This is a genomic window from Alteromonas sp. B31-7 (assembly GCF_015767655.1).
Taxonomy (GTDB): domain Bacteria; phylum Pseudomonadota; class Gammaproteobacteria; order Enterobacterales; family Alteromonadaceae; genus Alteromonas; species Alteromonas australica.
Window position 1 is genome coordinate 1,795,911 of sequence record NZ_CP065233.1, and the last position, 14,105, is coordinate 1,810,015.

The following is a 14,105-nucleotide window of genomic DNA, read 5'->3' on the forward strand; positions in this document are numbered from 1 at the left end:
AAAAGTGCAGATATTGTGCAGGATTTAAGGGGGTTTAAAGAAGTTTTAAGGTTTAGACGATTTTGTAGCCTACGCCGTACACGGCTTGAATTGGACACTCTAGGTGATCCGCGGTTAACTTGTGCCGCAAGTTTTTCATATGACTGTCTATTGTACGGTTGCTCACGACTCTACCGTCTTGGTAACCCGATGCCATTAGCTGCTCTCGTGAATACACAACGCCGGGGTTAGTCATAATGGTTTTAAGTAACCGAAATTCGACAGGCGTCAGTTCTACCGGTGAACCATTGCAGCTGCAGCGAAATTTAGCGATATCAAGTTCAATATGCTTGAAGACTAATACATTAGTGTATTCTTCAGTGTCGGGAGCACGCGCGGTACGGCGTAAGATGGTTTGTATTCTTGCGACGACTTCACGTGCAGAAAAAGGCTTACATACGTAGTCGTCGGCGCCAGCTTCTAGACCAATAAGGCGGTCTATTTCATCCACTCGCGCTGTCAACATTAAGATGGGAACCTGTGAAAATTGTCGAATCTGCTTACATAAGGTTAACCCGTCCACGCCAGGCAGCATTCTGTCTAAGATTACGGCGGTAGGCTGGCGTTTTTTAACTTCATCTATAACGCGTTCACCTGAGTGTAATACGTGGCTATCAAAACCTTCTAACGCAAAGAAATCCACCAAAATTTGTGCAATTTTTTCTTCGTCTTCTACGATAAGAACATGGTTGTCAGACCGCATCAGTTATCCTTTATAAGTTGTTCTTTTGGCAACGTGATTGTGATTTTAATACCGCCAAGCTTCGAGGGCTCTGCAACAATCTTCCCTTGATGAGCGTTAACTATTTGTTTGCAAATGGACAAGCCTAGGCCGCCTCCAGAGCTTCGGCGAGCACGAGAGGCGTCTTCTCTAAATAAGGGTTCAAATAATAAAGATTCATTGCCTTTCTTTATTCCAGGCGGTGTATCTTCAATAAGTAGTGTAGCAGAGGGGCCGCTATCTTTGAGCGTAATCACGACTTTACCTGGCGCGTCTGTATATTCACATGCATTCACCAATAGATTTGTGATTAACTGGTTTATTCTTTGGGGGTCAGCATCTATGAGTATGGGCGAAGCCTCAGCTATCTCAATATCGATGCCTTTCTGTATAAACTTACTTAACAGAGTGTCTTTTTGTGAGATGACAGCGTCACGTAAATTGACACTCAGGAAATGGTATCGCAAACCGCCAATGTCTGAGAGAGACAATTGATAAAGGTCTTCAACAAGCAATGACAATCGAGATACTTCTTGATCGAAAGAATGCAATTGCTTTTGGTCTAAAGGGCGTATGCCTGCTTTTATGAGTTCTATTTCTCCAGAAAGTATCGTAAGCGGTGTTCTTAATTCGTGAGATATGTCAGCAAGCCATTGATTTTTTGTGTTTTCATTGTTTTTTAACGTAGTAGATAACGTATTGATATGGCTCATCAACTCTCCGAATTCATCGGCTCTTTCATTTGGAAGGTAGGTGTCGTATTTACGAGCAGTCAGGGCTTTTACTGCGGCTAATATCGACTCAAACGGTCGTAATATTCGTGGTGTAATGCCCAACGCTATGATGATTGCCAGTGCGAAGGAAACCAACCCAATAATGATAATGGCGTGATTTTGCTGGGCGGCAAATGCAACGGCTATTTCTGAATTAGGCGTCGGTGGCGGGTAACTGATTAGCGTACCAATACGCCCTCTGTCTGAGATTAAATCCACGGTAACTTGCTTTGCAGACGAATCTCTAGAGACATTGCCAGTTACTACATTATCTTCATTATCGAAAAGTGCAGTTGGTGGGCCAAGGTCGAGGTTGTTTGCAGCCATTGACCGTGATCGCGGGGGCGGCCCCATTCGGCGAGGAGGGCCAAATTTTCTATTTGGAGGGCCAGAGAAAAAGGAAGCATTATCTAGTTCTACATTTTCCCACGAGTTGCCGTTAGCACGATATTCATCGACGAGTTGAACCGCGAGTTGATTTAAACGCTCGCGTTCTTGGTTGATGATGAATTCTGTGAACCCTTGCTCAAAGCTCCAACGGGCCAATGCGAGCGAAAGCAATAACGAAAAGCACGTAAAGCCTAGCAGTAAACACAGGAATTTATAGGACAATTTCATGGGTAAATTATATATAAGGTAGGGTGGGGCACAAGCATGCTTAACATTTATTCACTGTATTTACACACTTGCTGCGTTAGAACTGCACATTGTTTCGTTATAGTGATTCAGTACCAAGCGTATTCTTGAATCCAGAGTAAACAACAAGACACCCATGCAGTGGAGAAATAGTTATGAGTATAAACGTTAAAAAGACGGTATTGAGTTTAATTGCAGTAACTGGCTTAGTTACCGCTGCTTCTAATGCATTTGCCCAACAGCATGAACGCCCAAGAACGCCACCACCAGAAGCTATTGAAGCTTGTGAAGGCCAGTCGGAAGGTGACAGCGTAAGCTTTGAATCTCCTCATGGTGACACCTTGGAGGGAGTATGCGCCTACGTTGAAGAGCAACTAGTTGCTGTGCCTGAAAATCGTGGCAGAAGACACGATTGAATTGACCGAAATATCCTCATCCCACTAGAAGAAACATTTAATTATATCAATGAGTTATATTTCTAAATATAACTCATCATTGGTTATTTCATATCGTTCTAACAAAGGTTCTGCGATTGTGAAATAATTCGTGTATGTTATACTTAAGTATAATTTTTGCCATGAAGGCAGTGTGGTTTGAGGAGGCTGATCGTGCAATATGCTAGTAATAGCCTAAACGAGCTCGTTAATGCACGGAATCCCAACGTACCTGATGTGTTTGTTCTCCCTTGTGATGGGCAAACACTTTATGTGCACATAAGCCCATATGTATGGACGCGACCTTGGGAGGGGCGGGAGCATACCGCTTTTTCCATCGGACTGGCTCCGGGCTGCCCTAACGCGTGCAGGATGTTTGGAAAAATTGACATTCCTTACCTTGATGTCACGCTTGAACAGGTGAGAGATGCAGCGCTTCGACGTGTAGCGCAAACTGGGCTGTCTTTCCTTACGCGAAGAGGTGCCGGCGTTAAGAGCTTTGCTATTCATCCTCGCGGCGGTTTTACTTCCATAAATGAAAGTTCAGCCTATCAGAGCGCGTACGATAGCGGTTACCGTTATGTTGTTCATGTCTATCAACTGAGAAGTGGTGGATTAGGCAGGCAGTTTGCGGAGTGGTTTTTCTTTGGTGAGCCCGACGAGCTCAATGTGCTAGCGAAAGTGCGACGTCATCAAGCTAAGCATCCAGAGTCCATGCATTTTGAAATATGTCAGTTGTCATCAGAGTTACCTAAAACGGCATAGTTAGCCTTCAAATTTAACCTTTTGCATACTTGTTTTCGTATCTGTTAGCTAATACAGTTCATCGAAATAATCGTGGGAGTGAGTTGTGTCCTCGCAGTCATCTGTAGTACTTCGTCAATATGATAAGCAAACGCTGAAACACGTTGATATCATTTCAGGAATTTCTCCGAATGCGATGAGAAGGGTTTTCGGTGGTTGGATCCTTTTCGTGGCTATTGTGGCTGTTATTGTCTCCGTTGCACCTGATTTAAGTGTTCAGTTTATTGGCCTTACTCTCTTTGTGCTTGTTGCCTTTACACTGCTTATGTTTGGTCAAAGTCGTATTTCTGAAGGTTGGCCGGCGATTATTTGCGATGACAATACCGTAGGAGTGGTAAGAGACCCAGTTAAACGGGAGTATATTTGTGTCGATAAATCCTTGGTAACCGTTGCTAACCCCACTTTGATTAAACCTAATAAAAAAGCGATTGAAATAGTGTTGGATGCCTCACGCCTCACGGAAAGTGATGTCGCTGTGCTAAATCAAGCGGTTTGGCCTAGGAGTGACAGATTATTAGGTTTGTCTCACTTTAAACGTAGGGAAGACGCTTGTGATAGCGTGATGTGGTGTGTGAAACACCTAAGAAAACGACCGGTTGAACATGTGAGTACCCAAACTGCCTAATTAATTGGCTGAGACTTTTCTCCTTCATCAAGTTACGACCTACCTTAGATTTCACTCTTTCAACTGCAGCGTTGTCAATAACGGGTAGTGATCAGAGCCGATATCACCAAGCTTGCGTATATCCACAAGTGAAAAATGACTCGAATGAAATAAATGATCAAGAGGCCATTTAATTAAAGGGTAATGGGCGTGAAAGGTGTTATAAAAGCCTCGCCCGATACGCGGGTCTAGAAGGCCGCTCACTTTTCTGAACTTACGAGTGGTGGGAGACCAAGCCACATCATTTAAATCACCAGCGACAATCACTGGCTCTTCGTAATCACAAACCATATTGCCTACCAGATCTAACTCTATGTCCCGAGGTTTCGCTCTTTTATTTTCAGTAGGGCTTGGCGGCTTAGGATGAAGGAAAAATATTGTTACAGTGCTATTGTTTTTTGTGAAAGTGACTTTGAACGAAGGCACATCATCTTCTACAAAATAATGCAGTTCTACGGTATCCAATGGCACTTTGCTATACAGGTTCATTCCATACAAATTTTCTAACGGACAGTGTTTCTGATAAGGGTAATCCGAATTTAGTTCTGCAAGTGCATTCTGCCATCGCTTATTCGACTCTAAGGTGACTAGGAAGTCGGGTTGGGTGTCTTTCACGTGAGAAAGAAGTTTATGGTAGTTTTCATTGGGCATAAAGACGTTACTTGAAAGAATGCTAATCTTATTATCTTGGTCCGGCGACTCAGCCCTTTCCACTTCTTTGGAAGCCAATGGTGTGTAGGGATAAATCCAGAAGGCTTGGTATATAGCACAGCCCACGAGTACAAGTAATAGCAGGCTTTGGATATTGAATCCTAGGCCTTCAGCCTCTCCTATTAAAAGGCTAGCCGTTAATGTTATCAACATGATGCACAGAATTTGAAGGCGGGGAAATTCCCAAACTCTAACTAACCAGTGGGAAGAAGGAAGAGAGGGGGCCAGCGTAATAAGTATGAGTAGAATTGCTACTGTATCCAGTAAAATGTTCATCGTCCTTCCTGACATTGCGTTAATTGAAAAGGTAACAAAGCACTACAATCCACACCAGGCGTGGCTTTGCCTTTGCTAAGGTTATAATTGAAATTTCGCCTTCGCGTTATTGCGTAGATGGTATACAAAATTTGTACCGTATATATCACGTGGCTCAGTAAAAACTTCGCAATCACGGGCAAACTTTGCAAAATAGGGAGCGTGTTAAGACTAGGTGTTTTAAATAAAATAATATTAAATCAATGGCTTAAAATAGTGGCTTGACTTTCGCTTAGTGACTAATGTGTTTCAACAAAGGAGAAATGTTATGAAACGTACTTTGATCTCACTATTAGTTGCTACATCCATAAGTTCAGCGGCTGTTGCCGGGGATATGGAATCGGATAACAAATGGGAAAAAGGCGCAAAGGATGCTTGGATAGATGGTAAAGCTGAGGCAACGCTATTATTCAATGGCAATTTGAACTCATTCGATATCAATACCGACGTTGATAATGGCGATGTTATCTTAACGGGTAAGGTGTCTAACTCCGTCGACAAAAAGCTAGCTGAAGAGTTAGTTGCGAACATTGATGGTGTAATGTCGGTAGACAACAGACTCACAGTGGTTGAGGAAAAAGATCTCTCTGAAAGTTCCGAGGACATGCAAGATGATCTTGCTCAATCGAAAGAAGAGTCTGAAAGCGCGTTAACAGATGCTAAAATTGCGACGGTTATCAAAACTCGGTTACTAATGGACACTGATATTTCAGGTTTTGATATCGACGTCGACGTGGAAAACGGCAATGTAGTATTAACGGGTGAGGTTGACTCCGATGCGGAGCGACAACTCGCTATTGAAATTGCAAAAAATGCGTCAGATGTTAAAGACGTAGAGGACAACCTAGAGGTTGTTCCTGATACCGCTACCGAGACAGCCATGAACTAGTCTTGACCTTGCAATAAAAAGGAGCTTCGGCTCCTTTTTTATTGGGTTTAGAAGATAGACAATCTACTCAGACACCCAACTTAAAAATAATTAGACACCCACTTCACGGTGCTTACTCCCAACTAATCCACTCTAGGTTTCTTCGGATACTTAATTTCACGAGATATGTTTACTAGTGGCATTTAATGGACAGCCACTCAAAGACCATTAGAACAGCGTTGTTTTAAAGGGTGTCTTTCTGCATTTTAATTGTGTAGGTCATATTAAAATATCCAAGGTGAAAGTAATGGGTGTCTTTATAGCAGGCCATTAGAAGAATGTTCCTTATGTAGTGTAGAACTTACCTTTTGCCTGCGTGAGCTCACTTGATGTGAGAGTTTAAGTTGTTGATTATGTTTACTTTTTGTGATGGCATGAGAAGTGCTTTATTCCCAGTGACTTTTTAATTTATATTATTGCAAGGGACTAACGCGATGAATATTTTACGCTGGATTTTCTCAGCTTCACTAATCTCCGCTGGAATCATGATAGCTGGGCTTTTAATGAGCGGTACGAATCTTATCAGCCAGGCAAATGCTGGTAATACTGATAAGCCGTATCATCCCTCTATCATCAAGATTGAAACGATTTACAACAATGCTGAGTTTGACTTTAATCGAAAGAGTCATCTTCTTAGAAATGCGCGAATCTCCTACTACTTGAAGCAGGCAAAGCAAGCTGATTTAAGAAATTGGGAGTTTCAGCGAGATGATATGGTCAATAGAGCAAAAAGTATTCTTATTCATCATCAGCAAAATTACGTTCATACCTCGTCAGAGTTTGCGAGTTTGTAGACGTTAACCAAAGAGTTTCCGGGCGGTCGAAACCCCTTTTAACCTTCGCCGCCCGGTAGTGTGCTGGAATTTTTTTATCCTACTTACACTACCCACTGCGATAGAGAAGTGTTGTTCAAATTCGAGACTGGCTTTGAGCCACTGAGAACTAGACAAGGCTATTTGGTTCAATGAAGCTTGGTACTCACCGTCAATAAATCCCGCTTTATCATCTCTCACAGCTTTACCCGTCTGAGTTAGTAACGTCACATACTCTGTAAAAGTTAGGTTGAGGCAATATTGATTTGAACAAGCAGTATCGGATTTAAAAGGTAGAATTCCCGTTGACGTTTTACGTGTTAACTTACATTCAATACGCCGTTTAATACTGGTGTACTCGGAGTCTTCAGGGGTGCTGGCTAATGATGCACGTATTGGATTCAAGTCAACGTAGACCATACAACTAAGTAATGCTTTCTCATCTAAAAGCGCTTGAGACTTAAAACGACCTTCCCAGAAGCGCCCTTTACATTCGTCCTCTGCATTTGCTGCGCGAGCGATGTACTCATTAAGATCTCGCATAAACCAACTGATACTAAATAATCGTTTTCGATATACGGCAGCGGTACGCTTTACACTCAACAATTCTGCTTCAGAGAGGGCTTCGCCAGCCAGGTAGGATTTAGTGAGTAATGTGCCTTTATGGAGTTTGTGCCATCGTATTAACACTTCCCGCATTGAAAGTGAGTTAGCTGATTTCTCATCTACTCTCAAAACAACATGAACATGGTTGCTCATCACGGCGTAGGCGCATAAATCTATGGCGTAAACGGATGACAAAAATAGCGTTCTTTTTTCAACCCAACCTCGGCGGTGTTCAAAACTTTGCCCTGTGTTTTTATCATATCCGCACAAATAGCATTGCCGAACACACCGCGTTACGCAATGGTAAAACGGTGTTTCGGATAAATTGACGAGGTCGCTTCGACGTGTTGCCATAAATCTAAACTCATAGGTATTTAGTTTATATATTATCAGGCGTACTCGAAAAACAACCTGTCGCTTAGGACAGTTCTTAAAAACTAAAGCGGTTTTAATGTTGTGTTTAGTTGATTTATGTAAGCTTCTACTACGCCTTTAACGAATGACTGGCAGGCTTTCGCTGTGGAAGGGTCATATTCACCATGGTTTGTTATATTGTTTGATAACACACGGATACCTAACATGGGTGTCTTGTACGCATAAGCAACTTGTGCGGCTGCGGCTGTTTCCATTTCTTCTACACTTGTGCCCATCTCTTCGTGAAGCCACGCGATACGGTCTAGTTCATTATTCCAGAAATTGGCGCTGCCGATGGTGCCTTTCACAATTTTTCCACGGGTGTAGGTATCCCTTATGCTGACCGCTACAGATATCAGTGTCTCGTCACCCGCATAATACCTAATTTTGTTAGCGTCTGAGGCGCTGTCACCTTCGCCAGCACTGCCTTCAGATGCCATCAAATCCATGGGTGTCCAGGTTAGGGGGTTGGAGCCTTGTGCTTTTGCTAACTTGGGTGTCTTGAAATTGCCGATGTTGACACTTCTTGCGCCAAGTACAATATCACCCACCTGTAGTTTGGGGTCGTGACCGCCAGAGGTTCCCTGGTTGATAATGATAAGGGGGCGATACTTAATAATCCCTACAGCCGTTGCTGCAGCTGTATTCTCTAATCCTTTACCAGTTTTAACTACCACTACAGGATAGCCGTTTAGTGTGCCCTTATAAAAGGTAGCGTTTCCAGATTTTTCTGTTTGCACATTGTCTAACAAGCCTGCGAAATATTCAGCTTCAATGGGCATTGGGCCTTGAATCATTATAGGTTGTAATGGCGTGGCAGCACTTTCAACAACAACGTGGTTAAATTCTGCTTTTGCAAAGAACGCCAAGGAAGACATGAGTGCCCATAAAATGACAGATAGTGTGATTTTTTTCATAATTTTTCTAATGATAGCCTCGGTAAGGTTAATATGGCTGTCCTGATGTAATGACCTAACATGGGTGTCTTGATGTGTTTATCATGCAGGTAATCATCGGATATGACCACCAGATTCTTTTGCTTGAGAGAATAAAAATGTGAGGTAAATAGAGAGATTATACGTAAACAGGTTGGGTAGTGTGATTGCAGTAGCACGCTCGCACCACTGCAATCACATTGAGGTTTATTCTACATCAACAATCTTAAGCGTGTTGGTCGCACCAACTTTTTCCATTTCATCGCCATAAGTAAGGATAATGCTATCACCACTTTTCACTAACCCTTTTTCTTTAAGAGCGGCAATCACGTCGTACTTCAATTTTCCAGGCTCGCTGTCTGAAGAATCGAAATAGACGGGCTTAACACCTCGGTAAAGCGCCATGCTATTAAGGGTGTCTTCATGGCGAGACATAGCAATAATAGGTAGCGAGGTAGTGATGCGTGACATCAATTTAGGCGTGTTGCCGCTTTCTGTTAGACCGACAATGGCCTTAACGCTAGGAAGGTGGTTGGCGGCATAAACGGCTGATAAAGCGATAGATTCGCTGGTAGAAGAGAATAATTCATCCATTCTATGCTTCGAGATTTTGATGCTTGGATGGGTTTCTGCACCTTCACACACTCTCGCCATGGCTGTCACAGTTTCTACCGGGAAGTTACCTGCAGCGGTTTCTGCTGACAACATAACGGCGTCTGTGCCGTCTAGAACGGCGTTTGCAACGTCCATTACCTCGGCACGTGTTGGCATAGGGCTATCAATCATCGACTCCATCATCTGTGTCGCCGTTATCACCACCTTGTTTAGCTGGCGAGAGCGAGAAATGAGTTTCTTTTGCACCCCAACAAGCTCAGCATCGCCAATTTCCACACCTAAATCACCACGGGCAACCATCACCGCATCTGAAGCACTAATGATGTCAGTAATGGCTTCGTCAGTGGCGACGGCTTCAGCACGCTCAACTTTGGCACAAATTTTTGCGTAGCAGCCAGCGGCCTCAGCGAGTTCACGTGCGTAATCTAAGTCAGCTCCGCTTCGAGGGAATGAAACCGCTAAATAGTCTACGCCAATTTTTGCCGCCGTCTTAATATCTTCTTTATCTTTCTCGGTGAGCGCTTCTGCTGACAAACCACCGCCTTGGCGGTTAATACCTTTATTGTTAGAAAGTTTGCCGCCAACAGTCACTTCAGTAATCACCTTGCGACCTTCAACGGATGTTACGCGAAGTTGTATACGGCCATCATCTAAAAGCAAGATGTCGCCTGCTGATACGTCGTCAGGTAGCGCTTTGTAATCAATACCCACTTGGGTAGCGTCGCCTGCGTCACGGTCGAGTTCGGCATCTAGGGTAAAGGTCGCGCCAACATCGAGGTGAACAGCACCGTCTACAAATCGCGCTACGCGGATTTTAGGCCCTTGCAAATCACCCAATATAGCAACGTACTTTCCTAAATTCTTAGCAGCTTCTCTAACGCGCTTCGCACGTTCGATGTGGTCTTCTGCTTGGCCGTGAGAAAAATTCATGCGTACTGTATTTGCGCCAGCAGCTATGATGGCCTGAATCTTTTCAATTGAATCGGTTGCAGGGCCTAAAGTGGCAAGAATTTTCGTTCTTCTGGTCATGTTATTCCGTCGCTATTTCTGGATGAAGTATCATATGACATACAAGGTGAATTAGATTATAAATTCGCCTGTAATCGCTTTACGTAATTTTATTACAGAATAGTAGTTGAATCTGACAGAAATGTGAATGAAAGAAAGAAAATCTGGCAACTGGCTCGACCAGTTGGGCGGGCAGAGCCGATTTTTACCCATGATGTTAGTAGAATTTTAACGCCCATCAAGGGCATTAGCCAAGTGCCGATGATATAAAGATTTTAACGCCTGTCGCCCATTAACATTACATTAAACTTAGGGCGACACACGTGGCGTTACTAAAGGCGTAAAACGCGATAATGGTTAATCAGGGCGTTTCTCGTAACGCGATCCCCGCAGGGTGTCTTTTACCCGCTTCAAGTTTTCTCTAAACTTGTTGCCACGACGCAACGTGAAACCGGTGGCTAGCACATCTATCAATGTTAACTGGGCAATACGCGAGGCCATCGGCATATACATGTCGGTGTCTTCAGGTACTTCTAGTGAAAGCACATAGGTGCACTCTTGTGCCAGTGGACTATCTCCAGAGGTAATGCCAACCACAGTCGCATCATTCATTCGCGCGATTTGCGCTACTTCCACCAAGCTTTTTGTTCGGCCAGTGTGGGAAATGAGCACAACCACATCACCGGTGGTACTGTTCATACAGCTCATACGTTGCATGAGTATGTCTTCAAAGTAAACCACTGGCACATTAAATCGGAAAAACTTGTTCAGTGCATCATGCGCCACAGACGCTGATGCGCCAAGACCAAAGAATGAAATTTTCTGGGCTTGAGTGAGCAAATCAACAACGCGGTTTACGATGTGCACATCAAGAGATTGACGGGCTACTTCCAAAGAAGCCATGGTTGATTCGAATATTTTGTTGGTATACTCATCTGGACCGTCATTTTCATCTACATGTCGGTTAACATAGGGTGTACCATTAGCTAAACTTTGTGCCAGATGTAACTTGAAGTCCGGAAAACCTTTGGTGTCCAAACGTCGACAAAAACGATTGACCGTAGGCTCACTGACATCCGACATTTTGGCCAGGGTTGCTATACTCGAATGAATGGCTGTCTGCGGGTTTGCAAGAATCACTTCTGCAACCTTGCGTTCCGATTTACTGAATGCTGCTTTATTTTGGGTTATTTTTTCTAATATGTTCATACAGGTATAGCATTTAATAGAGAGAATAAGTGAACGTTTCTACCTTAATAGTACCCAATGTGACAGCAGTGACAAGAAAAATGTAATTTTTTGACATTTTTAGATGAAATTAAGGGTGTAAAGCGTTAGGTTTCACCTAAATAATAAGAAATTCTTTTCCATGGTTCACCAAAGTTGTAATTTTACTACATTTGGTGTTAACTATATGCTAATAACAAGTTTGTTATTGCTGCTAGAACCCTTTTTTATAGCAGCGTAACCGCACACACAATTTAAGGTCGACGAATATGGTATTGGAAAATTCCTATGAACCCTGTGACTTCGTGCTATTCGGCACATTAGGGGATCTTTCACGACGCAAACTTTTGCCATCGCTTTATCAATTAGAGAAAGCAGATCTCATGCACCCAGATACCACAATAGTGGGGGTTGCGCGTCAAGACATGTCTCTAGACGACTATATAGAAGAAGTTCATACCAACTTAGTTAAGTTTGGTGAAAAAGATTTGTGCCAAGCCACGTGGGAACGCATGAAAGCGCGTTTGCATTACGCCTGTGTTGATATGAAAGATGTCGACAGCTACTGCGTGCTTGATGACCATGTAGACCCTTCACGCACCATGGTATGTTATCTTGCTACGCCGCCTGCCATTTATGGTGATATTTGCCGTGGTTTACATAGCTGTAAGATTATCGATTCCAGCGTACGTGTGGTTCTCGAAAAGCCCATTGGTCACGATTTAGAATCGTCTAAAGTCATCAATGAGCAAGTTGCTGAATACTTTGACGAAAAACAAATTTACCGTATCGACCACTATCTAGGTAAAGAAACGGTTCTTAACCTTGTATCACTGCGTTTTGCCAATTCAATTTTTGCCACAAACTGGGATCACAACTGTATCGACCACGTACAGATATCGGTTGCTGAATCAGTGGGTATAGAAGGGCGTTGGGGCTACTTTGATGATGCAGGCCAAATGCGCGATATGGTGCAAAACCACTTACTTCAAATCTTAAGTTTGGTTGCCATGGAGCCACCAACAACGTTAGATGCCGATAGCATTCGAGACGAAAAACTTAAAGTGCTGAAAGCACTGCGTCCAATCAATGCGTCTAACATCAGTGAAAGTATCGTGCGTGGTCAATACACCGCGGGCTTTGTAAAAGGCGAAGAAGTGCCTGGGTACCTCGAAGAAGAAGGTGCTAATACACAAAGCAAAACTGAAACTTTTGTGGCCATTAAAGCCGAAATTGACAACTGGCGTTGGGCTGGCGTGCCTTTCTATCTAAGAACGGGCAAACGCATGCCAAATAAAGTCAGTGAAGTGGTTATTTACTTTAAGCGTCAGCCTCACAATTTGTTTGGCGATAGCTTTAAAAACCTACCACCCAATAAATTGGTTATTCGTCTTCAACCTGATGAAGGCGTGGAAATCACGGTCATGAATAAGGTGCCTGGATTAACTAATTCAGGGTCGATGGATTTACAGAAGTCTAAACTGAATTTAAGTTTCTCTGAAGCCTTTGCCGATGAACGCATTCCAGATGCCTACGAGAAGCTACTTCTAGAAGTTATGTTAGGTAACCAAGCGCTATTTGTACGTCGCGATGAAATAGAACAAGCCTGGACATGGGTTGATTCAATTTTAGAAGCATGGAAGTCATCTAGCGAGCCACCTGAGCCGTACCAAGCAGGTACGTGGGGTCCTGTGGACTCAATTGGGTTGTTAGCACGCGCTAACCGCAGTTGGTACGAAAGCAAAACGGTAAAGAAGAAATAATATGGCATTAACCACACTATCATTTGATAATCCTGAAGCGCTAACATCAGCGTTTGCCGAAGATTTGGTCAGCATTTTGAAAACGGGTATTCGTACCCGTGGTCGTGCTTCGCTAGTGGTAAGTGGCGGCAGAACGCCACTTGCGCTTTTCAAGCAGCTTAGCGAAACCAACCTTGAATGGGATAAAGTGGACATCACTTTGGCTGATGAGCGTTGGGTGGATGAATACCACGCAGACAGCAACACCAGCCTAGTAAAAAATAACCTGATAAAAAATAAAGCCAGTGCAGCACGCTTCGTTGAACTTAAAAGTGAACCAAGCGACGCCAATGAAGGCGTTAATGCTGCTGAGGCCGCCCTCGCGAGCATGTCTCAACCTTTTGATGCGTTAATTCTCGGTATGGGAGAAGACGGACACACCGCGTCTTTGTTCCCCTGTTCTGAGCAGATAAATGACGGCCTTGATATGAGCAGCGGCAGAACGTGCATTGCAGTTCAGCCTACCACGGCCCCTCACCAGCGCATCTCTCTCACACTGCCAGCTTTGCTGAACAGTCGTAACATTTTCTTGCATTTAACCGGTGAAAAGAAAAAGCATGTATTGCTTGATGCACTGGACAATGCAACCGAAGCGCAAAAGCCCATCACAGCCGTGGTTAATAGAGCCCCGGTGACCTTGATGTGGGCGCCATAGGAGATT

At 43.6% G+C, this 14,105-nt stretch carries 14 protein-coding genes; 7 read left to right on the forward strand and 7 right to left on the reverse strand.

Annotated features, from left to right (window positions below; all coding sequences use genetic code 11):
• Positions 1 to 52 precede the first annotated feature (52 nt).
• Both IUA53_RS07605 and IUA53_RS07610 read right to left on the reverse strand, forming a co-directional pair.
• Positions 53 to 742, reverse strand: coding sequence for a response regulator (locus IUA53_RS07605; RefSeq protein WP_044447796.1), 690 nt, complete (start codon positions 740 to 742; stop codon positions 53 to 55).
• Positions 742 to 2,151: an ATP-binding protein gene (locus IUA53_RS07610; RefSeq protein WP_196898994.1), complete on the reverse strand. Its 1,410-nt coding sequence runs from the start codon at positions 2,149 to 2,151 to the stop codon at positions 742 to 744. Before IUA53_RS07610 ends, IUA53_RS07605 begins: the two co-directional genes overlap by 1 nt.
• A 173-nt stretch (positions 2,152 to 2,324) precedes the next feature.
• On the opposite strand from IUA53_RS07610, the gene IUA53_RS07615 reads away from it, so the two are divergent.
• The 3 genes from IUA53_RS07615 to IUA53_RS07625 all read left to right on the forward strand — a co-directional run bounded on the left by IUA53_RS07615 (position 2,325) and on the right by IUA53_RS07625 (position 4,032).
• Complete coding sequence (locus tag IUA53_RS07615; protein WP_044057374.1) at positions 2,325 to 2,585, forward strand: hypothetical protein; 261 nt, start codon at positions 2,325 to 2,327, stop codon at positions 2,583 to 2,585.
• 192 nt (positions 2,586 to 2,777) lie between these two features.
• On the forward strand, positions 2,778 to 3,368 hold the full coding sequence (locus IUA53_RS07620; protein WP_156026752.1) for a hypothetical protein: 591 nt from the start codon (positions 2,778 to 2,780) through the stop codon (positions 3,366 to 3,368).
• A gap of 85 nt (positions 3,369 to 3,453) precedes the next feature.
• Entirely contained in the window at positions 3,454 to 4,032 is a 579-nt protein-coding gene (locus IUA53_RS07625; protein WP_044057372.1) for a hypothetical protein, read from the forward strand.
• 51 nt (positions 4,033 to 4,083) lie between these two features.
• On the opposite strand, the gene IUA53_RS07630 is transcribed toward IUA53_RS07625, so the two are convergent.
• Complete coding sequence (locus IUA53_RS07630; protein ID WP_196898996.1) at positions 4,084 to 5,058, reverse strand: endonuclease/exonuclease/phosphatase family protein; 975 nt, start codon at positions 5,056 to 5,058, stop codon at positions 4,084 to 4,086.
• 307 nt (positions 5,059 to 5,365) lie between these two features.
• Here IUA53_RS07630 and IUA53_RS07635 point away from each other — a divergent pair, with 307 nt between their 5' ends.
• Both IUA53_RS07635 and IUA53_RS07640 read left to right on the forward strand, forming a co-directional pair.
• On the forward strand, positions 5,366 to 5,986 hold the full coding sequence (locus IUA53_RS07635; RefSeq protein WP_196898998.1) for a BON domain-containing protein: 621 nt from the start codon (positions 5,366 to 5,368) through the stop codon (positions 5,984 to 5,986).
• A gap of 473 nt (positions 5,987 to 6,459) precedes the next feature.
• The gene (locus IUA53_RS07640; protein WP_044447791.1) at positions 6,460 to 6,819 is read left to right on the forward strand and encodes a hypothetical protein; all 360 of its coding nucleotides are present in this window, start codon (positions 6,460 to 6,462) and stop codon (positions 6,817 to 6,819) included.
• Positions 6,820 to 6,822: 3 nt separating this feature from the next.
• Here the strand turns inward: IUA53_RS07640 and IUA53_RS07645 are convergent, their stop codons facing one another.
• The 4 genes from IUA53_RS07645 to IUA53_RS07660 all read right to left on the reverse strand — a co-directional run bounded on the left by IUA53_RS07645 (position 6,823) and on the right by IUA53_RS07660 (position 11,624).
• A complete protein-coding gene (locus IUA53_RS07645) occupies positions 6,823 to 7,797 on the reverse strand; it encodes a hypothetical protein (protein ID WP_044447790.1) in 975 nt (324 codons plus the stop codon).
• Positions 7,798 to 7,880: 83 nt separating this feature from the next.
• Positions 7,881 to 8,774, reverse strand: a complete 894-nt coding sequence (locus tag IUA53_RS07650) for a 5'-methylthioadenosine/S-adenosylhomocysteine nucleosidase (protein ID WP_196899000.1) — start codon at positions 8,772 to 8,774, stop codon at positions 7,881 to 7,883.
• A gap of 225 nt (positions 8,775 to 8,999) precedes the next feature.
• A complete protein-coding gene (gene pyk / locus IUA53_RS07655) occupies positions 9,000 to 10,436 on the reverse strand; it encodes a pyruvate kinase (RefSeq protein ID WP_044057367.1) in 1,437 nt (478 codons plus the stop codon).
• A 336-nt stretch (positions 10,437 to 10,772) separates the two neighbouring features.
• Positions 10,773 to 11,624, reverse strand: coding sequence for a MurR/RpiR family transcriptional regulator (locus IUA53_RS07660; RefSeq protein WP_044057366.1), 852 nt, complete (start codon positions 11,622 to 11,624; stop codon positions 10,773 to 10,775).
• Positions 11,625 to 11,911: 287 nt separating this feature from the next.
• Here IUA53_RS07660 and zwf point away from each other — a divergent pair, with 287 nt between their 5' ends.
• Both zwf and pgl read left to right on the forward strand, forming a co-directional pair.
• On the forward strand, positions 11,912 to 13,405 hold the full coding sequence (gene zwf, locus IUA53_RS07665; RefSeq protein WP_044057365.1) for a glucose-6-phosphate dehydrogenase: 1,494 nt from the start codon (positions 11,912 to 11,914) through the stop codon (positions 13,403 to 13,405).
• A gap of 1 nt (position 13,406) precedes the next feature.
• Positions 13,407 to 14,099 (forward strand): 6-phosphogluconolactonase, encoded by a 693-nt coding sequence (gene pgl, locus IUA53_RS07670; RefSeq protein WP_196899002.1) that lies wholly within the window; start codon positions 13,407 to 13,409, stop codon positions 14,097 to 14,099.
• Positions 14,100 to 14,105: the final 6 nt, after the last annotated feature.